The sequence below is a fragment of the Ferrovibrio sp. genome (assembly GCF_019636075.1).
In the GTDB taxonomy this organism is placed as follows: Bacteria; Pseudomonadota; Alphaproteobacteria; order Ferrovibrionales; family Ferrovibrionaceae; genus Ferrovibrio.
Window position 1 is genome coordinate 38,697 of record NZ_JAHBYG010000017.1, and the last position, 22,666, is coordinate 61,362.

Genomic DNA, 22,666 nt, shown 5'->3' on the forward strand with positions numbered 1-22,666 from the left:
TTCAATAGCCGGCTTCACGCTGATGCCGGAAGGCCAGCACGACCACCATGTTTGTTATTGCTTCGAAGCGATATAGCGCCACATAACCGCTATCGCCGAATGGGATCAACAATTCGCGCATGGTTGGTTCGTCGTCATGCGGCCGGCCGATCTCCGGGAAATCCGACAAGCCGAGCAGATGCGATTTGATCGCCTCTGCGGCTCGGCGGGATGCTTGCGGATTTTTCTCGGCAAGGAAAAGCCTGCAACGCTCCATGCCTAGAAGCGCTGCTGGCGTGATAACTACTTTTGCCATTTTGGCGGAGTGCTTTCCGCGGCTGTGCCCCAGCGATCAAGCCATGACCCCAACGCGGCGCCAGTAATATGCTCGCCGGTTTCCTGGAAGCTTTGCCAGGCTGCGAGAGCCTCGCGCTTGAAGCTTTCCCGGGCCTCCTCACGGTCCAGATATTGCCGGATCGCCTCGCGCATCAGGTAATGCGGCGTTCGGTCGCGTTGTTCTGCCAAATTGCGCAAGCGCAGTTGTTCAGCAGAATCCAATTTTACGGATACAGACATCGGGTATCTCTGGGTATTACCTTTTATAACCATCGTGGAACGAACGATATCTGAAAGATATCTGCCAATCAACGCTATTAAATTTACAAACAAATCCCTTAATAGTTGTATGTTATTGCAAACATAGAACCTAAAAACAGGAGGCTCCGTATGGTCAAAAGCATAGCTCCTAAAGGGAGTTTTGATGCCTCAGAAAGAACCAAAAAGCTACGCCCGCGCCTTTCGCTTTCGGATAGGCAGGTTGCTAAAGCAAGGAAAATGAGGCGCGCCGGGCTCACAAATAATCAGATTGCAAGAGAGTTCGGGGTTGCGGAAGAAGAGATCAAAGTTTTACTTGCCGCGATGAGAACGCGCATCGATCAACATAAAAGATATACTTTGAATATTGGGGTAGAGGCCTGCGATTTTATAAAATGGGAGCGCCTACCAAGTGAGGCCATATGGGAAACCATGGATCGTCTGCTTACGGAATTGCAGCAATACAGAAATGACGATCGTTAGGCTGGGATCACGCTTCGACTATCAAACCGGCTTGCGCAGCCAGAAGCGGTAGCAATTGCTGAACAGGTCCGGGTGTTGCCGCTCTACTTCGGCCCAATGGGCGAAGCTTATGGCGCGGGGATCGTCGGGATATTCCTTGCGATAATGCGCAAGCGTATCCGGCGTGGTGAATTCGAAGCCGAGGAATTCCAGCCCGGCATCGCCGATCAGGGTTTCCAGCTGCTGCGGAAAATAGCGATGTTCCTGGCGATGGAATACCAGGTCGCGCAGGTCCGACAGACTGTGGAAGGCGCTGGAGCGACGCAGTCGTTCGGTCAGTTCGGGGTCCAGCTTTTCCAGATCGGTGCGGAAGCGGCGGATATCGTCGGGCGTATCGCTGTAGCCATGCATGGCGATCAGGCGACGTGCAGCCACCACATCCCGGCGGCCGATCTCGCTGTATAGCCCCAGCATCATATAGCCGCCGGGCTTCAACAGCATCACCAACTGGGCCAGGCCGGCGGCGGGTTCGCGCAGGTGATGGATCACGCCGAAGGATTCGATCACGTCGAAACGATCCGGCAGGCTGCCCAGTTTCAGGATATCGGCCTGGCCGAAGCGCAGGCCGGGAATGCCAAGCTCTGTGGCCTTGCGCTTGCCATAGGCCAGGCTGGCGCGGCTGAGATCGATGGCCAGCACATCGGCATCGCGATAGCTGGTAGCGGCCAGGATGGCATGCAGCCCGGTGCCGCAGCCCGCCACCAGAACCCGCGGCTTTTCGATGGTGATTTCGGGGATATTCTGCAGCGGCAGAGCGGCACGCAGGTGGCGGGCCAGCGGCATGTCGTTGCCCAGCACGGGCTGGTTCCAGCGTGGAAACGGGCTTTCTTCATACATCGCCCGCACATTCTTGCTGGTGGCATCCTCGATCGGCGTGAGGGATGGCAGTTCGGCGGCAATGGTGATTTCCCGCAATGGCTCGCCGAGTTGGATGCGCTTCAATTCCTGCAGGCTTTCCGGCCAGGGCAGGCTGGGCAGAATGGTGGCGAAATCCTCACGATAGAGCGGCCGGTAGCAGCCCAGCAAGGTGAGCAAGGCCACGGGCGCTGTGCCGCCGGCCGGTATCTTCGCCAGCGCTTTACGGATGCGGTGGCGCAGCAATTCCACCCGGTGCTTTTCTTCTTCGGTCTCGATATCGAGATATTCGGCGTGGAAATTGCGAACGGCCAAGGCTGCCAGCCAGATTGCATGGCGCTGCAGGGCGGCGGCATCGCCAAGGCCGAGAGCCAGGGCGCCGCGCCGTAGCGCGGTAAAAAGGGCCTCGAGATCACGTTCACTCACCAGGCCATAGCGTAGCCAGGCCATCAGCAGCGGCAGTTTCGACAGATCGGGCGATGCCGGGCTTTGCAGGAAGACCGCGATTTCTGCGCTGCTGTTTGTGGTCAGGGGCTTCAGGCCGGCAATTGTCGGCTCCAGCAGCAGGGCGCTTTCCACAACGGCGGAAAGATCTCGCGGTTCCACGCCAGGGGCACCCAGCAGAGGCAATACGCTGTCGATCAATTCAGGATCTGGCCTGGTCAGTCGCAGGCCGCGCAGGGCACGGGCATAAGCACTGCGATAGCGCTGATCCTCGGGGTTTAGCGCAAGGGCGATGCGAAAATTCACCATCGCTTTTTTCGGTTTGCCGCGCGCCATCTGGGTGAAGCCGAGCAGATAGCGCAATTCCGGGTCGCGATCGTTCACCGCCTTGCCATTCCGCAAGGCCGCCACCGCCTGTTCGTAATCGCCTTCGGCAATCAGGGCTTGGGCCAAGCCGGTATAAGCCCCAAGCGATGCCTGATTCAGGGTCAGCGCCGCGCCGAAACATTGCTTGGCGGCGGCCACATCGCCTTGCGCCAGACGAATCTTGCCAAGGGTTTCGTGGTAATCCTCGAAATGGAAATCCTTGTCGATGGCGGCCTGCACCAAGGCGGCCGCATCGGCCAGTTGCCCACGCAGCATGGCGATATGGCCCTTGATATGCAGGGCATCGGCAAAATCGGCTTCCTGGTTCAGGATTGCATCCAGCAGCCGCTCGGCTTCCTCCAGCCTATGGCCGCGCACGGCCGCGATGGCGCCGCGCAAAAGCGGCAGCAAATGGGCTTTGGAGGCTATGGTTTCGTCGTTCGGAATCGTCATTTTGCTTTGCAGCGCATCTTTGTTTTGCAGAATGGGGTATGAGCCGGGTATTCTGCGGGGAGAGGAAGCATATTGACCCGGAGTTAACAGAATGAAAACCACCCCGGTAAAGCCCGAAGATCTCGGCAAATCGGTAATCGCCGTTCCGCCCCTTGCACGCAATGCCGATTTCAGCCTCAACGAGGCCGCCAACCGGGCATTGATCGGTTTTCTGGAGGCTGGTGGCGTGCGCAGCCTGATGTATGGCGGCAATGCGAATTTCTACAATATAGCCTTGAGCGAATATGCCCGGGTACTGGATTTCCTGGAATCTGCGGTGGGGCCCGATACCTGGCTGCTGCCATCCTTTGGGCCCGATTACGGCAAGCTGATGGATCAGGCTGCCGTCTTGCGCGGATCGCGCTTTCCCACGGCAATGGCCTTGCCGATGACCTTCCCGGCCACCCAGGCCGGCATCGCCATTGGTTTGCGCAAGGCAGCCGAGGCGATGGCCAAACCAATCGTGATCTATATCAAGTCAGACAACTACATCGCCCCCGCCGATCTGGGGCGTCTGGCCAAGGATAGCCTGGTCACCTCGATCAAATACGCCGTGGTACGCGACGATCCGTTGCAGGACGATTATCTGCGCCGGTTGCTGGATCATGTAGATCCCCGCTTGATGGTGAGCGGTATCGGTGAACGGCCCGCCATCGTGCATTTCCGCGATTTCGGCCTTAGCAGTTTCACTTCCGGTTCGGTCTGCGTCGGGCCGCGCGGTTCGATGGCGATTCTTGCGGCGCTCAAGCGCGGCGATTGGGATACGGCGGCGAAATTGCGCGAAGCCTATATGCCGCTGGAAGACCTGCGCGACGGCATCAGCCCGATCCGCGTGCTGCACGAAGCGGTGCGGCTGGGCGGCGTGGCCGATACCGGGCCGATGCTGCCGTTGTTGACCGGCTTGGATGAAGCCTCCTGTGCAAAGATCGCCCCGGTGGCCAAGGCCTTGAAGGCTTGGGATGCGGCGTTGGATACTGCGCGCGCGGCGGAATAGGTTGCGGACATAACCAACAGCCAATCCAATAGTGTCATGGCCCATCAAAGAATCACCGGCCCGGCTTTCGCCGCCGGCCTGTTGGCGGCTTTTGTCGGCTTTGCCAGTTCATTCGCCGTTATCATCCAAGGTCTCAGTGCCATGGGCGCTAGCCCGGCGGAGGCCGCATCGGGGCTGATGGCCTTGGCGGTGGCTATGGGTCTGGGTGGCGTGGTGCTCAGCCTGAAGTCGCGCATGCCGATCAGCCTGGCCTGGTCTACCCCAGGCGCGGCCTTGCTGGCCAATAGCGGTGCGCCGCAGGGCGGCTTTGCCGTAGCGGTAGGGGCTTTCATCATTTGCGGGCTGGCCATCGTTCTGGCTGGTGCCTGGAAACCGCTGGCGCGTGCGGTGGCCATGCTGCCCGGCTCGATCGCCAACGCCATGCTGGCAGGGGTGTTGTTTGGGCTCTGCCTCGTACCGGTCCGCGCGGTGGCTGAATTTCCCTGGTTCGGCTTACCGATCATCGGCGCCTGGCTGGCAGTGGGCTTGTGGCGCAAGCTCTGGGCGGTGCCTGCGGCTTTGGCGATGACGGTGGCATTGATCCTGTTTGCATTGCCGCCGCCGGATCTGAGCCATGCTTCGCTGTTGCCGGATCCGGTTTTCATCTGGCCGGAATTTTCTTTTTCGGCGGCCATCGGCATCGCCTTGCCGCTCTTCCTGGTTACCATGGCATCGCAGAATCTGCCGGGTATGGCCGTGCTGAACGTGAATGGCTATCGGCCGGATGCCGGGCCGATATTCAGCGCCACCGGGCTGCTCACCCTGGCAGCGTCGCCGTTTGGCGGCCATGCCGTGAATCTGGCCGCTATCACTGCGGCGCTTTGTGCCGGCCCGGATGTGGACCCGAAGCCGGAGCGGCGCTATTGGGCCGGCGTGGTTTCCGGCGCTTTCTATACCCTGTTCGGTCTGGGCGCCGGCGCGGTGATGGCTCTGATTTCGGCAGCACCGCCAGTGTTGATCCAGGCGGTGGCCGGCCTAGCCTTGCTGGGGTCGCTGGCTGCCTCGCTCAGCAATGCCTTGAGCGTGGCGGATGAGCGGGAAGCTGCCGTCATAACATTCATTGTTACCGCCTCTGGCCTCACGTTGTTCGGCATCGGCGGTGCCTTCTGGGGCCTGCTGGCCGGCGGCGCGGTGCTGATCCTCACCCGCTGGCGGCAAAAGACGGCCTAATTCAGCCGCTGCAGCCGGGTTTCGTTGGGCGGTTCATTCGGCTTGCGGCTGTCGCTGCGCCGCGCTAGCAGGCTGCCATCGGGCTGCGGCAGCAATTCAAAACGCAGAGGCGATTGCTCAAACAGCAAGCCGTTGCCGGAAAGCTTCAGCGGCAGGGCTTGGGTTTCTGCTGCTTCGGTGGCCATGCCTCGCCCCAGCATGTATTGCATCTGCCGCGCTCCGTCATTGCCGGGCAGGGCGATGTTTATGGCCACGAAACGCCCGGTGCCCGATGTGCCCTGCCACAGGCCGGCAAAGGCATCATTGGCCGAGCGGATGGCGGCGGCAGGGAGCAGGCCGAAACTGGCCAATGCGCTGCGATCGCCATCTTCGCAGGCCGGGGTTTTCTCGCTTTCCGCCAGCAGCAGGATGCAGGCGGTATAGCGTCGGGCAAAGGGCAGGCCGAGGCCGGCATTATGGCCACGCATGCCGGCATGGGGCGGTTCGCCGACCACCAGATAGGGCAGGCGGGCGCGGGCCAATTCCTGCCGTGCGATGGCTGCGCGTTTGCCTGGCTCGCTGCGTTCGAAATACGGGTCGTCGGCAAAATAGGCGAGCGCGATACTCACCCGTTGCGGCCCTAGACGACGCAGGAATTCCGTCGTTCTGCTTTCATTGAGGCGCCAATCATTGCCGCCGCGATCAGCCGGAGGATAAGCCGCCGGCGCCAGAGCAACCAGGCCATTGGCCAGTGCACCGCGCGAGAGGGTTTCCAGCGCCAGGAAGCCACCAGCCGATTGCCCCATGAGCAAGATGCGGCGATAGCCGAGCGTGCGGCCCTGTTCTATCCCGGCGGCGATGATGCGGTTGGCCACGTCGCGCACATCATGGGTGCCCAACCGCGCCTGGGCATAAACATCCCAGCCCGCGCGGGCGAATTCCCAGGCCAGCGGCGGTGCGGTGGCGGGTGCTACGGCGGCCACATCCCGGCCGTGATTCCAGATCACCAGACCTTTGGCCTTGGCGGGGCCTTGCAGGGCAACCGGCGGCAGGCCGCGGGTGAATTCGGCCGGTTCGAAACGATAAAGCGCCGGATCGAGCGGTCCGCGCAGATGCTTCGGGTCGCGCTGGTCTGGCGCCGGTTCCAGTCCCCAGGCCGGGGGCGTTGCTACAAGCGCCAAAAAAAACGCGGCAGCAAGCCTGAAAGCCATGCTGCCGCGCTGGGTCATCTGTTGCCGGTTCCCGGTTTTCAGGAGGCGGCCTGTTTGCGGCTCTCGTCGAATTTCTTCTTTTCTTCTTCCACGAGTTCTTTCTTGGAGAGTTTGCCGATCAGGGTCTTGGGCAGTGCGTCGCGGATTTCCATCGCAGTGGGCATTTCATGTTTGCCCAATTTGTCTTTCAGGAACGCCTTCAATTCGTCGAAGGTGAAGGGGGTGTTGCCGGCTTTCAGCTTGATGAACGCCTTGGCGGATTGGCCGCGATATTCGTCGGGCACGCCCACCACGGTGCATTCTTCCACGCTGGGATGCTCGTAGATGGCTTCCTCGATATTGCGTGGATAAACGTTGAAGCCGCCAGACAGGATCATGTCCTTCTTGCGGTCTACGATGAAGATATAGCCATCCTCATCCATATAGCCCACATCGCCGGTATGGAAGCGACCGCCGGCAAAGGCTTCGGCGGTGGCTTCCGGCTTGTTCCAGTAACCCTTGGTCACGTTGGGTCCGCTGATGCAGATCTCGCCGCGTTCGTTCACCCCCAGCACCTTGTTGGGATCGTCTACGTCCACGATTTCCATGATCAGGCCGGGCAACGGCAGGCCGCAAGACCCCTTCTTGCGCGGGCCGCCATACACGGTCTGGGTGCCGGCGGGCGAGGTTTCGGTCATGCCCCAGCCTTCGATCATCTTGTGGCCGGTGATGTATTCGAACTTATCCTGCACTTCTGTGGGCAGCGGCGCGCCGCCGGAGGCGCAGAATTTCACCGTCGAGAGATCGTAATCCTTGATGTTGGGCATGTTCACGATGGCGGCATACATGGTCGGCACGCCGGGGAAGATGGTGATCTTCTTCTTATGCAGATCGTCGATCACCGCCTTCAGTTCAAAGCGCGGATGCATCACCATCTCGGCGCCGATGGTCATCATGCGCAACAGCACGGCGCTCAGGCCGTAGATGTGGAACATGGGCAGCACCATCAGCACCCGTTCCTCGCCATCCTTCAATTCCAGCGCCGGGCTGGTCCAGGAATTATACATCTGCACGGTTGCGATGATATTGGCGTGAGTGAGCATGGCGCCCTTCGGCACGCCGGTGGTGCCGCCGGTATATTGCAGCAGCGCCACTTCTTCCTTTGTGTCTTTCACCGGATGGGGGGTGTAGCGGCCGTCATTGGCGATCAGGTCGGAGAACCGCACATGGCGATCGTCCTTCGGCACCTTGGCGATTTCCTTGCTCTTCACCAGCGGGAATAGCAGGCTTTTGGGGAAGGGCAGCACTTCGCTCAGGCTGCCGGTCACGATCTTTTTCAGCCTGGTGCCGTTCAGCAGCTTGGCGACATTCGGGTACAGCGCATTCAGATCCAGCGTGCACATGATGTCGGTCTGGCTGTCTTCGATCTTGTAGCGCAGCTCGCGCTCGGCATCGAGTGGGGAGTAGTTCACCACCCGGCCACCGGCCTTGAGGATGCCGAAGAAGCAGATCACGTAATGCGGCGTGTTGGGCATGAACAGGCCCACATGCACACCGGGGCCGACTCCGAGCGATTGGAAGCCCTTGGCGGCGCGGTCGATCAGGTCAGACACCGCCGCATAGGTGTAGCGTTTGCCCATGAATTCCAGGAAAGGCTTGGGCGCGAAGCGAGCCACCGCCTCATCCAGCAGGGCCCAGATCGGCTTGGCTGGCACGTCCAACGCCCATTTCACGCCAGGCGGATAGGATTTTTCCCAAAAAGGCGCCGTCATGTTTATCCCTCCCTGGGCCCTCTCCACGCGAGGGCGGGTTACACTCATTTGCGATCATTCTAAGGTAGGGTGGGTAAATTGTTCAACCAGGGGCGATGCCCGGATTTCCTAGCGTAAACCGCGCGGGTTGCGCGACCGACCCATGCTCTGGCACACTCGGTCGACGGGTGGCCAATCCCCGGTCGGCCCGGTTCGATTCCGTATTCCCCCGGTCGCGGTCGTGCCCGGTCATGATAGCCACCCGGCATACCGGGATGAAAGATTGGGAGCCCAGGTGTGAGACTAGGCCCAACTGTGAGATTAGGCCGGGCGCGAGACCAGGGATGACCCAGGCATGAGCGACGGCACCTCCAGGGATATGCGGGACGAACGCGATCGCTTTGTGGCTTTTGCCTTTTCCGCCGCCGACCTGCTGATGGAAGTGGGTGAGGATGGCGGCATAGTGTATGCCACTGGCGCGGCCCGCCAGCTTTTCGGCTGCGACACCGATGACCTGATCGGCCGCCAGCTTGGCCCGTTGATCGATGGCCAGGATCGGCAATTCCTGCTCAATCTGCTGGCCAGCCTGACGGTTGGGGCGCGTATCGAGCCGGTGACGGTCCGCCTCGCCGGCAACGGCGAGCCGGGCGAGCTTTGCGTTTTGGGCGGATGCTGCCTTCCACGCAAGCAGGGCCGGTATTATCTGGCGCTGTCGGCGGCTAGGCTGCCACAGGCCGAAACCGCCCTGCATAACAAGCGCGATTATCAGACCGGTCTGCTGGCGGTCGATGATTTCGAGCCGCGTGCGCAGGATCGCCTGCGGCTGGCGCGCGAGCTCGGATCGGAAGTGAAGATCACGCTGCTTGAGATTGTCGGCCTGCAACAGCTGGCCCAGGAATTGCCGGGCGAGCAACAGGCGGCGCTGATGGGCGATGTGGGGGCATTGCTACGCGCCAAGTCGATAGCAGGCGATACCGCTGGCCGCATCGCCGAGGATAAATATTCCATCTTGCATGGCGGCAATATCGACAAGGGCGGTATGGGCGAGCATCTGCGCGCGCTGGCTGCCCGCGCCAAGCCTGATGCTGCCAAGCTGCTCGATATGCGCAGCACCACGCTGGATTTGCAGGCCAAGGGCATGAGCGACGAGGATGCCGCCAGTGCCATGTCCTTCGCCGTGCAGCGTTTCGCCAACCAGGGCACGGCCGGCCTGAATTTCGGTAGTACCGAAGAAAGCCTGAAACTGCTGTTGTCGGAGACCGTGAATCGTGTGCGGGTGCTGCGCAGCACGGTGAGCCAGCGCAATTTCGAGATGGTGTTTCAGCCTATCGTGGGCCTGTCCGATCGCAAGCTGCATCATTACGAGGCATTGGTGCGCTTCGAGGATGGCGGCTCGCCATTCGAGACCATTCGCCTGGCCGAAGGCGTGCATCTGATCGGCGAATTCGATCTTGCCGTGGTGAAAAGGGTGATGGATACGCTGGCCGAAGCGCGCCAGCGTGGCGAGCGGCCGGAAATCGCGGTCAACCTTTCCGGCCACAGCATGGAAAGCACGGTATTCATCGCGGCGCTGCGCGAGTTGATCGGGCAGGATCGTGATTTAAGCCGGCAGATCATATTCGAAGTAACGGAATCCACCCAGATCACCGATCTGGTGCATGCCGGCAATGCTGTGCGGCAATTACGCGCCGATGGCCATTCGGTCTGCCTGGATGATTTTGGCGCCGGAGCGGCTTCCTTCCCCTACCTGCAGGCACTGGAAGTGGATTTCGTGAAGATCGATGGGGCTTACGTAAAGGCGCTGCAAACGAGTGAAAAACAGCGCGACCGGTCCATCCTGCGCGGCATGGTTTGGCTGTGCAAGGATTTGGGTATCGGCACCGTGGCCGAGATGATCGAAACCGAGGAACAGGCCCGCCTATTGCAGGATTTTGGTATCGATTACGGCCAGGGCTGGTTGTTCGGCAAGCCCGAGGCGGTGCCCAAGATCAGCGGCGGCCTGGTTTCGGCGCAAACCGGCGGCACGTATATCGATCCCAGCAAGATCAAGCTGGGCAAGCGCACATAATCTCTTCGCGCGTCAGGTTTACTTGCGCAGTCGCACCAGTCCGTTATCCAGCGCGGTCACGCCACGCTCGGCCAGCTTGGCGCGGAAACTGACAACGGTGCCATCCTGCCAGATTTCGGTGACTATGGTTTCGCCAGGAAAGACCGGGGCGGTGAAGCGCGCCTCGATATGCTCCACCAAGGCCGGATCATGCTTGCAGGCGGTTTTCACCACGGCGCGCACGGCGTGGCCATAGGTGCATAGCCCATGCAGGATCGGACGCGGAAAGCCGGCGGCCTTAGCGAAATACGGATCCGCATGCAGCGGGTTGCGGTCGCCGCAGAGCCGGTAGAACAGCGCCTGATTGGGCTGGGTTTGCGCTGCTAGCGAAAAATCCGGCGCGCGGTCCGGCAGTTTATGCGGAGCAGGCGGCGCAGCCGGCGTGGGGCGTGTCGGCTCACCGAAACCGCCATCGCCACGGGCAAAGATGGTGGATAGCAGGGTTACCAGCTTGTCGCCGGTTTCGGCATCGCGGATCAGGTTTTCCACCAGCACCACGGCGCCTTTGCCAGCGCCTTTATCAAAAGCATCCACGAAGCGCGTCTTGCTCTTGATGCGGCCATGGCTGGGTAGCGGCTTGTGCAGCGTGATACGCTGTTCGCCATGCACCACCATCAGCATGTTGAGCCCGGAGGCGGGGCCGAAGACATCGTCCCACGCGATTACGGTGGCTTGGCTCGGCAATGCTTTCAGCTTGCCGGCGAAGGCGCCGTTCTCCACCACGAAGGCCAGATCCTCGGTATCCATCGGGTCGGTCGCCATGCCTACGCTCAGGGCATAGAGCATGGTGTCGCGCTCGTCGTAGCGCAGATCGCGTTCCGGCAGATCGAGTTTGAGAAGTCTATCGTAGACAATCGCCATGTTTCCTCCGTAATTAGAGACAAGTCTAATCATACGGCAGACCGCTGGCCATAGATTTCCCCAGCGTCAACTTGCCGTAACGGGAGGTAGCCATGAGCTATGAAACATTCGATTTCAGCGTTTCCGATCATGTGGCGCATATCCGCTTCAACCGTCCAGACAAGGCCAATGCCATGGTTTTGCCGTTCTGGCAGGAGATGGTGGATGTGTTCGCCGAAATCGAGGATCGGCCGGAAATACGGGTGGTGGTGATTTCATCGTCCGGCAAGACCTTTACCGGCGGCCTCGATCTTTCCGCTTTCGGTAGTATCGCTGCCGATATGCTGACCGGCGATCGCGGACGGGTGGGGGAGCAATTCCGCCGTACGGTGGCGGAGATGCAGGAGAGCTTTGCGGTGATCGACCGCTGTCGGGTGCCGGTTCTGGTGGCAGTGCAGGGCGGTTGCGTGGGCGGCGGGGTGGACCTGATCTCGGCCTGCGACATGCGTTATGCCACCGAGGATGCCTGGTTCTGCATCCAGGAAATCAATATCGGTATGACTGCCGATGTGGGCACGCTGCAGCGGCTGCCGCATCTGATGCCTTCCGGTTTGGTGCGTGAACTGGCCTATACCGGTCGCCGGATGTCGGCGGAAGAGGCCTTCCGTTGCGGATTGGTCAACCGGTTGTTCGGCAACCATGCGCTGATGCTGGAAGAGGTGATGGCGATTGCACGCGGCATCGCCGCCAAGTCGCCGTTGGCCATTCATGGCAGCAAGCAGATGCTGAATTATACCCGCGATCACAGCACAGCCGATGCACTGGATTACATGCAGGTTTGGCAGGCGGGCATGTTTCTCACCCAAGACCTGATGGAGCAGATGCAGGCCAACCAGCAGAAGCGCCCGGCACAATTCGCCGATCTTCTACCGGCCAAGAAACTGGTGCGGCGCCGACGCTGAGCTATCTGCGGCCAGGACTATGCCTGGCCGAGGATTTTCCAGATGCCTTCGGCCGTAAGTACGGAGGCATCGTTCACGGTGAGTGCGCCCTGCATGAAAACCAGCGAGCGGGTTTTGCGCACCACACGGCCGCGCGCTTCCACCCAGTCGCCCGGTCGGGCACCGGCAATGAAATGCGTGTTCAACCCCGCGGTGACGCAGGGTGCCCGTCCGATGGCTTCCCAGGCAAGCCGGCCGAGGCTTTGATCGATGAACGTCATCAACATGCCGCCATGGATCACGCCCAAACCATTGGCATGATGCGGCCCCGCCAGAAAGCCATAGGCCCAGCCCGTTGCTTCGCTCCGGCTCCAGAATGGACCGATCAGATTGGTGAAGCCGCTGTCGCTGCCAGGGCGTATCGGATTCCAGCCATGGGCGGCAGGATCGAAGGCGGCGGCATTTTCCTGAATGTTGCTTGTCATGCCCAGGGTTTACGACAGTGTGCGGTGCAGCGGTAGCTTTACGCCACGTCACGCCCTTGTTTTGTGGCCGCCGGCTTAATAACCTTGCGGGAAATGCCGGAGCGAAACGATGAATCTGGAACTGAGCGACGCTGATCGCGCCTTCCAGGCCGAGGTGCGGGATTTTGTGCGCAGCAGCCTGCCGCCTGAACTGGCCGAACGCAATCGCCGCCATATGCATCTTGCCAAGCAGGATTACGTAACCTGGCACCGATTGCTGAACAAGCGCGGCTGGGGCGCCCCCAATTGGCCGAAGGAATTCGGCGGCACCGACTGGAACCCGGTGCAGCGTTATATCTTTGATGAGGAATGCGCCATCGCCGATGCGCCGCCGCTGGTTCCCTTTGGCATCAGCATGGTGGGCCCGGTGATATACACCTTCGGCACGCCGGCGCAGAAGGCGCATTACCTGCCGCGCATCCTATCGATGGAAGACTGGTGGTGCCAGGGCTATTCCGAGCCGGGTTCGGGTTCCGACCTGGCCAGCCTGCGTACCCGCGCCGAGTCCGATGGCGATGATTACATCGTGACGGGCCATAAGATCTGGACCACCCAGGCGCATTTCGCCGACATGATGTTTTGCCTGGTGCGTACCGATGCGCAGGCCAAGCCGCAAGAGGGTATCAGCTTTCTGCTGATCGATATGAAAACACCGGGCATCACCGTGCGTCCCATCATCAGCATCGATGAAGGCCATGGCGTGAACGAGGTGTTTCTCGATGGCGTGCGCGTGCCCAAGGCCAACCGTATCGGCCAGGAAGGCAAGGGCTGGACCTACGCCAAATTCCTGCTCGGCAACGAACGCACCACGATTGCCGAAGTATCTACCTCCAAGCAGCGGTTGCGGCGTTTGAAGACGATAGCCAGGGCCGAGATGGCGCAAGGCGCAAGCCTGCTGGAAGACCCGGCATTCCGCGACAAGGTTGCGGCGGTAGAGATCGAATTGCTGGCGTTGGAATATACCAATCTGCGGGTGCTTGCGGCCGAAACCGCCGGCAAGGGCGTGGGGCCCGAAGCCAGCATGCTGAAAATCCGTGGCTCGGAAATCCAACAGACGATTACCGAGTTGGTCTGCGAGGCGCTGGGTTATTATGCCGCGCCCTTCGAGCATGCGCCGGAAGGCTCTAATCTGGCGCCATTGGGGCCGGATTATGCGCAAGGCCGCATGGAAAGCTTTTTGTATAATCGCGCCACCACGATCTATGGCGGCTCCAACGAGATTCAGCGCAACATCATCGCCAAAATGGTGTTGGGGCTCTGACAGCGGGCAGCGAGGACAACATGGATTTCCAACTCAGCGACGAACAGAAATTACTGGCCGATAGCCTGGAAGGCTGGCTGCGCAAACAATATGCCTTCGAGGATTGGCGCAAACTGGTGCGCAGCGAACTCGGCTATTCGCAAGCCAATTGGCAAACCTTTGCCGAAATGGGCTGGCTGGGCGTGGCCTTGCCTGAAGACCATGGCGGCCTGGGCGGCGGCCCGGTAGAAACCATGGTGATTGCCGAGCGGTTTGGCGCTGCCCTGGTGGCAGAGCCGTATTTTTCAAGCATTGTGCTGGGGGGCGGTTTGGTGGCAATTGCCGGCGACCAGGCTCAGCAGGCTGAAATCCTGCCCAAGCTGGCCGAGGGGCGGATCAAGCTGGCTTTTGCGTTTGCCGAGCATGGCAGCCGTTTCGCACTCAATGAGGTGGCAACGAAAGCGACCAAAACCGGTGCGGGCTATGCCATCTCGGGCAAAAAGATCGTGGTTTGGGATGCGCCCGGCGCCGATCTGCTGATCGTGCTGGCGCGCACCGCTGGCGGCAGCGGCGATGAAAATGGTCTTGGTCTTTTCCTGGTGGATAACAAGGCGGCCGGGGTGACGCGCCGTGATTATCGCACTGTGGATGCCCGTCGCGCCGCCGATATCAGCTTCGAGAATGCTTCGGCGATTGCGCTAGGCGATGCCGAGGCTGCTTTCCCGCATGTGATGGCGGTGGTGGACAAGGCGATTGCCTATCTGGCTGCCGAGGCGGTGGGCGCCATGCAGGTGCTGCACGAAACCACGCTGGCCTATGTGAAGACACGCAAGCAATTCGGCCGCGCCATCGGCGACTTCCAGGTCATTCAGCACCGCATGGTGGATATGATGATTCATTTGGAAAGCGCGCGTTCATTGGCCTTGCTGGCCACGCTGAAGGCGGATGCACCGGCACCGGAGCGGGCCAAGGCGGCGGCAGCGGCGAAAGTGCAAATCGGCAAGTCCGGGCGTTGGGTGGGCCAGCAGGCGGTTCAACTGCATGGCGGCATGGGCATGACCGACGAATTGAATGTCGGCCATTACATGAAGCGGCTGATGATGATCGACACGGCCTTTGGGCATGCCGATTACCACCAGCGCCGCTTTGCCGCATTGGCTAACGCCGAGGCGGCTTGAACGGCTTTAGCTGAAAGCTTTAAAGGTGATGATGGTGAAGGTGTCCTTCACGCCGGGGATGGTCTGCAGTTTGTTGACCACGAAATGGCCGATATCTTCACCTTCGGCGAGGTAGCATTTCATCATCAGGTCGTACTGGCCTGATACGGAATGCACTTCCGAGACCTGCTCGATGCGCTCCACTGCGTCGGCCGCCACATCGTAGGCGCGTCCGAGCTCGCATTTCACCATCACGAAGATCGTCTGCATAATCCGCTCCGCCAATTTTCTTATCGGGGCCTGCTCGTTGGGCAAGTTTAGCCGAAAGCCGGTAGAGATTACAGGCGTGCTAGATACCCGATTTTCAGAACCGTGCCTTGCGGACCGGACGTTTCAGGAATTCCGGCATATGGTCGCCCATGCCCACCACCGGCGGGCCGAGATCGTCGCGATCACGCGGGCGTTCGCCCGAACGATTGCGTGGGCGCTCTTCTGAGCGGGGCCGATCTTCCTGACGAGGCCGATCTTCCTGGCGAGGCCGGTCTTCTTGGCGAGGCCGATCTTCCGAGCGCGATTTGTCGTCGCCACGGGCCTTGCTTTCGGAACGAGGCTTGCGCTGATCGCGGCGATTGCCGCGTTCCTTCCTGCCTTCGCGCCTGGGTTCCTGGCTGGTTTCCTGAGCGGTCTGCTCTGAAATCGTCTGCTCAGGGGCCGGAATATCCAGGCCATCGGCCGGTTCGGCGGGCGCGTCGACCTGGCTGAAATCCTGGGCGATCGGCGTGGTGGAGGCTTCGCCCGGGCCACCGGGCCGCAGATCGGCACCGCGCGGGCCGCTGCGCTCGTTGCGACGGCCACGGCCGCCGCTGCGGCCGCCACGATCCCGGCCGCCACGCCGGCCATCACGGCCTTCACGTTCAGGGCGATCGCCGCTGCCTGCGGCTTCGCCGCCTTCGCCGGGCTCGAAGCCCTGCAATTCCATGACCGGGATTTCCCGGTTGATCAGGCTGCTGATGGCACGCACCAGCTTGGCATCGTCGTCGGTGGTCAGCGTGAAGGCGCGGCCTTCCATGCCGGCGCGACCGGTGCGGCCGATACGGTGCACATAATCTTCCGGATGTGTGGGCACATCGAAATTGAACACATGGGTGAGGCCCTGCACATCGAGCCCGCGCGCAGCCACGTCGGAAGCAACCAACAGAGAAATCTCGTTGCGCTTGAACTTCTCCAGCGTGGCGGTGCGCGCCGATTGGTCCATGTCGCCATGCAGCGGTTGAGCGTCGAAACCGTGGCGGATCAGCGATTTCGCCAGGATGTCCACATCGCGCTTGCGATTGCAGAAGATAATGGCGTTCTTCACTTCCTCGCTGCGCAGCAGGCTGCGCAGGGCTTCGCGTTTCTGGCGCTGGGTCACCGGCACCAGATGCTGGGTCACCGTTTCGGCGGTGGTGGATTGCCGGGCAACCGCGATCTCTTTCGGATTCTGCAGGAATTTGTCAGCCAGCTTGCGCATTTCCGGCGGCATGGTGGCCGAGAAGAACAGGGTCTGTCGCAGCGGCGTCAGCAATTTGCCGATACGCTCCACATCGGGCATGAAACCCATATCCAGCATGCGGTCGGCTTCGTCGATCACGAACACCTGCACGCCGGTGAGCATCACCTTGCCGCGCTCGAAATGGTCGAGCAGTCGGCCCGGCGTGGCGATCAATACGTCCACGCCACGATCCAGCAGCTTTTCCTGCTCCGTGTAGTTTACGCCACCGATCAGCAGGGCCATCGAGAGGTTGGCGTATTTGCCGTAGGTGACGAAACTGTGCGCGACCTGATCGGCCAACTCGCGGGTGGGCTCCAGGATGAGCGCGCGCGGCATGCGGGCGCGCACCCGGCCGCCGGCCAGTATGTCGATCAGTGGGAGCGTGAAGCCGGCGGTTTTACCCGTGCCGGTTTGGGCCGTACCCAACACGTCGCGCCCGGTGAGCACGATGGGAATGGCCTGGGCCTGAATTGGCGTTGGCTGCACATAACCGGCATCCGCGACCGCCTTCAGCACCGGCTCGCTTAAGCCAAGACTTGCGAAATCCATGGAAATCCAGCGTTGATAAAGCGAGTCTGGCGGAAACGCCGCTCGCGGCCCGGAAAAGACCATACAGGGCCTCGGGAGTCAATCCCCGTATAAGTCGCTGGAAACAGGAAAATCAATCGTTTAGTGTGGCTGTCCACAGGCCTTCAGGAAGTCGCGGAGCAGATTGAAATGGAATTGATTGACGAGATCGTGGCCAATGCGGCGGAAATCACGGCGTGGCGCCGTGATTTGCATATGCATCCTGAAACCGCCTTCGAGGAGCATCGCACCGCGCAATTCGTGGCGGATAAGCTGGAATCCTTCGGCTTGGAAGTGAATCGCGGGCTGGCTCGCACCGGTGTAGTGGGCACCTTGCGGGCCGGCACCGGCAACCGCGCCATCGGTCTGCGTGCCGATATGGATGCGTTGGATTTGCATGAGTTGAATGATTTCGCGCATAAGTCGCGTCACCAGGGCAAGATGCATGGCTGTGGCCATGATGGCCATACCGCGATGCTGCTCGGTGCGGCCCAGTATCTGGCTAAGGCCAAGCCGTTCGATGGCATTGTGCATTTCATCTTCCAGCCGGCCGAGGAGAATGTGGCTGGCGGCAAGGTAATGGTGGATGAGGGGCTGTTCGAGAAGTTTCCCTGCGAGGCGGTGTATGGCATGCACAACATGCCTGGCATCGATGTGGGCAAGATCGTGGTGCGCACCGGGCCGATGATGGCTTCGGCCGACATGTTCTTCATCAAGATACGCGGCACCGGCGCCCATGGCGCTTATCCGCATCGCGGCGTCGATCCTATCGTGATCGGGTCTGAGATCGTGATGGCGCTGCAGCAGATCGTGAGCCGCAATGTCGATCCGCTGGAATCCGCCGTGGTCAGCGTCTGCCAGTTCAATTCCGGCCATACCACCAATGTGATTCCGGAAGAGGCGATTCTGACCGGCACTACCCGCGCCTTCCTGCCTGAAGTGCAGGATATGATCGAGGCGCGCATGCAGCAGATCGTTACCGGCATAGCAGCGGCCCATGGCGCCACCGCCACCCTGGATTACCAGCGCCGCTACCCGCCCACCATCAACACGGCCGACGAAACCGAACTGGCCGCCCGCGCCGCCGCCGCCGTGGTGGGGCGCCAGAATGTGCTGAACAATGTTGCCCCTTCCATGGGAGCGGAGGATTTCGCCTGGATGCTGCAGGCGCGTCCGGGTTCTTATGTCTGGCTTGGCAACGGCGCAGGCGAAGGCAGCTGCATGGTTCATAATCCACGTTACGATTTCAACGATCAGGCCATTGCGGTAGGCGCCAGCTACTGGGCGCGCCTTGCCGAACTGGCCTTGCCGCGTGGTTGAGGCCGGATTGCCGAAGTAGAAAACTCAGATATTACGCTCAGGGGGAGGGCGCATGAGTTTCAAGGTGAAATTCTGGGGTGTGCGTGGCAGTATCGCCACGCCTTCGCCACGCCATATTGCATTTGGCGGCAACACATCCTGCGTGGAGGTGAAGCTGGGCGGCCGCACCTTGATACTGGATGCCGGCACCGGCATACGCAATCTTGGGCATTGGCTGCTCAAGCGGGGCGAAACATCGGCCGAACTGCTGCTGTCTCATACCCATTGGGACCATATCAATGGCTTTCCGTTTTTCTCGCCGGCCTTTCGGCGGGGTTGCCGTTTTGTGATCCGCGCCGGCCATGTGGCGGATTCCGGGGGCATCGAGCGGGTGTTCAGTTCGCAGATGGCCGAACCGTTCTTTCCTGTTCCGTTGAACAAGATGGGCGCTTCCTTCGTGTTCGAGGATTTTCGGGCCGGCGACAATTTTTCGCTGGGTGATGGCATCCATGTTCGCACGGCGCCGCTTAATCATCCCGATGGCGCCACCGGCTATCGCATCGAATATGGCGGCAAGTCGATGTGCTATGTCACCGATACCGAACATGTGCCGGGCAAGCCGGATGAGAATATCCTGAAGCTGATCGAAGGCGCCGATCTGGTGATTTACGACAGCACCTATACCGACCGTGAATACGAAAACCATGTCGGCTGGGGCCATTCCACCTGGCAGGAAGGCGTGCGCCTTTCACTGGCAGCCAATGTGCGCCAACTGGCTATTTTCCACCATGACCCAGACCATGAAGACAGCTTCATGGAACGCCTGGAGGCCGATGCCAGGCAGGTCTGGACCGGTGCTCTGGTGGCGCGCGAAAACATGCGCATCAACCTGCTCTGAGCGGAAGCTGCAGCAATGGCCAAACTTTACCTCGTGCGTCACGCCAAAGCCCAGGCCGGCTTTAGCGAAGCCGAGGATCCCGGTCTCTCGGAAGAAGGCCGCGATCAGGCCGTGGATCTTGCCTTGCGGCTTGAGGATTTGGGCCCATTGCCGATCCAGACCTCGCCGTTGAAGCGCGCGCAGGAAACCGCAGCGCCGCTGGCCAATCGTTGGGGCGAGACCCCCGAAGTGACGGCCATGGTTGCGGAACTGCCCACGCCGCCCGATATAGCTGCGCAGGGTCTGGCGGCGCGCGGACCATGGTTGCAGCGCATAGCTTCGCAGCGCTATGCCGATCAGGCTGGTATCCTGCGTGCCTGGCGCCAGGGCATCATCGGGTCTTTGCAATCCTGCCGTATCGATATGGTGATCGTTACGCATTTCATGGTGATCAACGCTGCCTTGGGCGCGGCCATGGGAGATGATCGACTGGTGATCATGCAACCGGATTATTGCTCGGTTACCGTGTTCGAGAATGCTAGCGGCTCGCTTGCTTTGGTGCAGCGTGGTGCCGAGGCCTCCACCAGGATACTGTGAAATTCTGTAGTCCTTGGCCTGATGGGGTAATGCGGATAATCTCCCGCAGCCTCGCTTTTCCCATTTCAGTGCTATTCGGATGAAACCGCAAAAAACCAAGACCGAGGATCAACCCGAAACCGCCCCGCAGGGGAGCGCGGTTGTCGTTGCAGAAAGTGTGGCTGGCGAGGGCTTGCCGCAGGGCTATGTGCTTGAGGAGCAGATCGGCAATCTGATCCGTCGGGCGCATCAGCGCGCCACGGCAATCTTTCTGGGAACGATCGGCGATGGCCAGGTAACGCCCACCCAATATGCCGCGCTGGTGAAGCTCTATGAAGCCGGTGAGCTGTCGCAGAATCATCTGGGCCGGCTTACCGCGATGGACCCCGCCACCATTCAGGGCGTGATCCGCCGCCTTACGTTGCGCAAGCTGATTTCGCATCGCCCAGACAAGAGCGATCGTCGCCGGCGCTATCTCAGCCTTACGCCGCTTGGCCGCGAGCAAGTGGAGCGGCTTGCCAAGAACGGCCCGCTGGTGACACAGATCACCCTGGCGCCGCTGCCGCCTGCCGAGCAGGCGCAGCTTGTGGCGCTGTTGAAGAAGATTGTTTGAGCCTTACTGCTCTACGAAGGCTTTCTCGATTACATAATGGCCGGCCCCAGTGGTGGAGCCTTCCTTCCAGCCCAGGCCATCCATGATCGCCCGCAGATCGGCCAGCATAGCCGGGCTGCCGCACAGCATCACGCGGTCGCGCTCGATATCGAAAGCCGGCTGGCCCAGATCGGCAAACAGCTTGCCGTTCTTGATCAGATCGGTGATGCGGCCCTGATTGCGGAAGGCCTCGCGCGTCACCGTGGGATAATACAGCAGCTTCTGCTTCACGGCGTCGCCGAAGAATTCATTCTCCGGCAGTTCCTTGGTGATGAAATCGCCATAGGCCAGTTCGGCCACATCGCGGCAACCATGCACCAGCACCACGCGCTCGTAGCGCTCATAGGCATCGGGATCCTTGATGATGCTCATAAAGGGTGCAAGCCCGGTGCCGGTCGCCAGCAGCCACAGCGTCTTGCCGGGGATCAAGTTGTCTTGCAGCAGGGTGCCGGTGGCTTTGCGGCCTACGATGATGCGCTCGCCGACCTTGATATGCTGAAGCCGCGATGTGAGCGGACCGTCAGGTACCTTGATGGAGAGGAATTCCAGGTTCTCGTCGTAATTGGCGCTCACCATGCTGTAGGCGCGCAGTAGCGGCTTGTCGTTCACCAGCAGGCCGATCATGGCGAATTGCCCGTTGATGAAGCGGAAGCTGGGATCGCGGGTGGTTTTGAAACTGAACAACCGATCCGTCCAATGATGCACCCAGGTGACGGTTTCTTCCCGAAGATTTCCGCCCGGCTTGAACAGCGGATTGGTGGAGACTGCGGGAATGGCGGCGGCGGCATCGGCGGTCATGGCATTCGCTCGGCTGTTTTTTGTTTGCACACATATAATATGGCTCATGGGGCAATGCAGCAAAAATCATATTCCCCAGGTAAAAACAAGCGAAGCGGGGTATTTACAGATAGAAACTGATTATTTTCGCGGTGCCTCGGATGGTCGCAAGCGATGGGGTGATAGGCATTTCGGTTGCCGGCCCTAGGCAGACTCAAGGTATTGTTTTTCGGCCATATTTGCTGAAAAATTGACCGCATACTGCTTAAACTTTGACGTTGACTCTTGCTTGGGCAATTGGCAGCCTTGTTCGTATACAAACGATGAAGCAGGGCATCGTTATAGGGGGTGGCTGTAATGGCGGCGTATGCACGTCCGGCTGATTTAAGCGAGGCATTGGCGATTCTGGCATCGCCCAGGCCGCCGCTGATTCTGGCAGGCGGCACCGATTATTACCCCGCCCGGGTTGGCAAACCGCTTAACGACGATCTGCTTGATATTACGGCTATCCCCGATCTACGCGGCATCCAGGATGCTGCCAATCACTGGCGCATCGGCGCAACCGTAACCTGGGGCGAGATCGCCGCTGCCGAGTTGCCGCCGCTATTCGATGGTTTGCGCCAGGCGGCCCGCGAGGTAGGCGGTGCCCAGGTGCAGAATGCCGGCACCTTGGCGGGCAATCTGTGCAATGCATCCCCGGCCGCCGATGGCGCGCCGATGCTGATGGCGATGGATGCGCGGCTGGAATTGCAAAGCAAGGGCGGCCGCCGCGAAATGCCGTTGGCGCAGTTCATCAGTGGCAATCGCCGCACGCAGTTGCAGCCGGGCGAATTGGTCACCGCCATTCTGGTGCCCAAGCCGGCGTATCAAGGCCGCAGCGTTTTCCTCAAGCTTGGTGCGCGGCGCTATCTGGTGATCTCGATTGCCATGGTGGGGGTGATGCTGGATGTGGCCGATGGCATCGTGCAACAGGCCGGCCTGGCGATCGGCGCCTGCTCGGCGGCGGCGAAACGGTTGCCCGAGCTGGAACAGGCCTTGGTGGGCCACAAGCTTGCACCAGCCTTGGCTCAGCGCGTTCTGCCTGAACATTTCGCCAGCCTGTCACCGATAGACGATATTCGCGCCGATGCCGCCTATCGCCGCGACTCCGCCATGATCCTGACCCGCCGGGCAATTGCCGCCCTGGCCATACAGAAGACCTGA

The 22,666-nt window shown here is 60.7% G+C and carries 22 protein-coding genes; 12 read left to right on the forward strand and 10 right to left on the reverse strand.

Annotated features, from left to right (window positions below):
• Position 1: 1 nt before the first annotated feature.
• A complete protein-coding gene (locus KF827_RS09300) occupies positions 2 to 295 on the reverse strand; it encodes a type II toxin-antitoxin system RelE/ParE family toxin (RefSeq protein ID WP_291003888.1) in 294 nt (97 codons plus the stop codon).
• Positions 283 to 555 carry a CopG family ribbon-helix-helix protein gene (locus KF827_RS09305; RefSeq protein WP_291003891.1) on the reverse strand — a complete coding sequence of 91 codons (273 nt, stop codon included), beginning with the start codon at positions 553 to 555 and terminating at the stop codon, positions 283 to 285. Before KF827_RS09305 ends, KF827_RS09300 begins: the two co-directional genes overlap by 13 nt.
• 150 nt (positions 556 to 705) lie before the next feature.
• Between KF827_RS09305 and KF827_RS09310 the strand changes: the two genes are divergently transcribed.
• Positions 706 to 1,056, forward strand: coding sequence for a hypothetical protein (locus tag KF827_RS09310; protein WP_291003893.1), 351 nt, complete (start codon positions 706 to 708; stop codon positions 1,054 to 1,056).
• A 21-nt stretch (positions 1,057 to 1,077) separates the two neighbouring features.
• Here KF827_RS09310 and KF827_RS09315 read toward each other — a convergent pair whose 3' ends face one another.
• Positions 1,078 to 3,213, reverse strand: coding sequence for a class I SAM-dependent methyltransferase (locus KF827_RS09315; protein WP_291003896.1), 2,136 nt, complete (start codon positions 3,211 to 3,213; stop codon positions 1,078 to 1,080).
• 91 nt (positions 3,214 to 3,304) lie between these two features.
• Between KF827_RS09315 and KF827_RS09320 the strand changes: the two genes are divergently transcribed.
• Positions 3,305 to 4,246, forward strand: a complete 942-nt coding sequence (locus KF827_RS09320) for a dihydrodipicolinate synthase family protein (protein WP_291003899.1) — start codon at positions 3,305 to 3,307, stop codon at positions 4,244 to 4,246.
• Between the two features lie 36 nt (positions 4,247 to 4,282).
• Positions 4,283 to 5,455 (forward strand): benzoate/H(+) symporter BenE family transporter, encoded by a 1,173-nt coding sequence (locus KF827_RS09325; protein ID WP_291003902.1) that lies wholly within the window; start codon positions 4,283 to 4,285, stop codon positions 5,453 to 5,455.
• Here the strand turns inward: KF827_RS09325 and KF827_RS09330 are convergent.
• Both KF827_RS09330 and KF827_RS09335 read right to left on the reverse strand, forming a co-directional pair.
• Positions 5,452 to 6,663 (reverse strand): hypothetical protein, encoded by a 1,212-nt coding sequence (locus KF827_RS09330; RefSeq protein ID WP_291003905.1) that lies wholly within the window; start codon positions 6,661 to 6,663, stop codon positions 5,452 to 5,454. The genes KF827_RS09325 and KF827_RS09330 overlap by 4 nt on opposite strands.
• Positions 6,664 to 6,683: 20 nt before the next feature.
• A complete protein-coding gene (locus KF827_RS09335) occupies positions 6,684 to 8,396 on the reverse strand; it encodes an AMP-binding protein (protein WP_291003908.1) in 1,713 nt (570 codons plus the stop codon).
• Between the two features lie 334 nt (positions 8,397 to 8,730).
• Here KF827_RS09335 and KF827_RS09340 point away from each other — a divergent pair, with 334 nt between their 5' ends.
• Positions 8,731 to 10,443, forward strand: coding sequence for an EAL domain-containing protein (locus tag KF827_RS09340; protein WP_291003911.1), 1,713 nt, complete (start codon positions 8,731 to 8,733; stop codon positions 10,441 to 10,443).
• Positions 10,444 to 10,461: 18 nt separating this feature from the next.
• Here the strand turns inward: KF827_RS09340 and KF827_RS09345 are convergent, their stop codons facing one another.
• A complete protein-coding gene (locus tag KF827_RS09345) occupies positions 10,462 to 11,343 on the reverse strand; it encodes a MaoC/PaaZ C-terminal domain-containing protein (protein ID WP_291003913.1) in 882 nt (293 codons plus the stop codon).
• Between the two features lie 92 nt (positions 11,344 to 11,435).
• Between KF827_RS09345 and KF827_RS09350 the strand changes: the two genes are divergently transcribed.
• Positions 11,436 to 12,284 (forward strand): crotonase/enoyl-CoA hydratase family protein, encoded by an 849-nt coding sequence (locus KF827_RS09350; RefSeq protein WP_291003915.1) that lies wholly within the window; start codon positions 11,436 to 11,438, stop codon positions 12,282 to 12,284.
• A 17-nt stretch (positions 12,285 to 12,301) separates the two neighbouring features.
• On the opposite strand, the gene KF827_RS09355 is transcribed toward KF827_RS09350, so the two are convergent.
• Complete coding sequence (locus tag KF827_RS09355) at positions 12,302 to 12,748, reverse strand: PaaI family thioesterase (protein ID WP_291003917.1); 447 nt, start codon at positions 12,746 to 12,748, stop codon at positions 12,302 to 12,304.
• 109 nt (positions 12,749 to 12,857) lie between these two features.
• Here KF827_RS09355 and KF827_RS09360 point away from each other — a divergent pair, with 109 nt between their 5' ends.
• Both KF827_RS09360 and KF827_RS09365 read left to right on the forward strand, forming a co-directional pair.
• Positions 12,858 to 14,048, forward strand: coding sequence for an acyl-CoA dehydrogenase family protein (locus KF827_RS09360; protein ID WP_291003920.1), 1,191 nt, complete (start codon positions 12,858 to 12,860; stop codon positions 14,046 to 14,048).
• A gap of 20 nt (positions 14,049 to 14,068) precedes the next feature.
• On the forward strand, positions 14,069 to 15,205 hold the full coding sequence (locus tag KF827_RS09365; RefSeq protein ID WP_291003923.1) for an acyl-CoA dehydrogenase family protein: 1,137 nt from the start codon (positions 14,069 to 14,071) through the stop codon (positions 15,203 to 15,205).
• Between the two features lie 6 nt (positions 15,206 to 15,211).
• On the opposite strand, the gene KF827_RS09370 is transcribed toward KF827_RS09365, so the two are convergent.
• Both KF827_RS09370 and KF827_RS09375 read right to left on the reverse strand, forming a co-directional pair.
• Positions 15,212 to 15,454 carry an Lrp/AsnC ligand binding domain-containing protein gene (locus tag KF827_RS09370; protein ID WP_291003925.1) on the reverse strand — a complete coding sequence of 81 codons (243 nt, stop codon included), beginning with the start codon at positions 15,452 to 15,454 and terminating at the stop codon, positions 15,212 to 15,214.
• Between the two features lie 94 nt (positions 15,455 to 15,548).
• A complete protein-coding gene (locus tag KF827_RS09375) occupies positions 15,549 to 17,264 on the reverse strand; it encodes a DEAD/DEAH box helicase (RefSeq protein ID WP_291003928.1) in 1,716 nt (571 codons plus the stop codon).
• A gap of 168 nt (positions 17,265 to 17,432) precedes the next feature.
• On the opposite strand from KF827_RS09375, the gene KF827_RS09380 reads away from it, so the two are divergent.
• From KF827_RS09380 to KF827_RS09395, 4 genes are all read left to right on the forward strand, one after another.
• Positions 17,433 to 18,602, forward strand: a complete 1,170-nt coding sequence (locus KF827_RS09380; protein ID WP_291003930.1) for a M20 aminoacylase family protein — start codon at positions 17,433 to 17,435, stop codon at positions 18,600 to 18,602.
• A 52-nt stretch (positions 18,603 to 18,654) separates the two neighbouring features.
• Complete coding sequence (locus KF827_RS09385) at positions 18,655 to 19,479, forward strand: MBL fold metallo-hydrolase (protein WP_291003933.1); 825 nt, start codon at positions 18,655 to 18,657, stop codon at positions 19,477 to 19,479.
• Positions 19,480 to 19,494: 15 nt separating this feature from the next.
• Positions 19,495 to 20,055 carry a histidine phosphatase family protein gene (locus KF827_RS09390; protein WP_291003936.1) on the forward strand — a complete coding sequence of 187 codons (561 nt, stop codon included), beginning with the start codon at positions 19,495 to 19,497 and terminating at the stop codon, positions 20,053 to 20,055.
• Positions 20,056 to 20,134: 79 nt separating this feature from the next.
• Entirely contained in the window at positions 20,135 to 20,647 is a 513-nt protein-coding gene (locus tag KF827_RS09395) for a MarR family winged helix-turn-helix transcriptional regulator (protein ID WP_291003939.1), read from the forward strand.
• 3 nt (positions 20,648 to 20,650) lie between these two features.
• On the opposite strand, the gene KF827_RS09400 is transcribed toward KF827_RS09395, so the two are convergent.
• The gene (locus tag KF827_RS09400; protein ID WP_291003944.1) at positions 20,651 to 21,484 is read right to left on the reverse strand and encodes a ferredoxin--NADP reductase; all 834 of its coding nucleotides are present in this window, start codon (positions 21,482 to 21,484) and stop codon (positions 20,651 to 20,653) included.
• Positions 21,485 to 21,820: 336 nt separating this feature from the next.
• On the opposite strand from KF827_RS09400, the gene KF827_RS09405 reads away from it, so the two are divergent.
• Positions 21,821 to 22,666: an FAD binding domain-containing protein gene (locus tag KF827_RS09405; protein ID WP_291003947.1), complete on the forward strand. Its 846-nt coding sequence runs from the start codon at positions 21,821 to 21,823 to the stop codon at positions 22,664 to 22,666.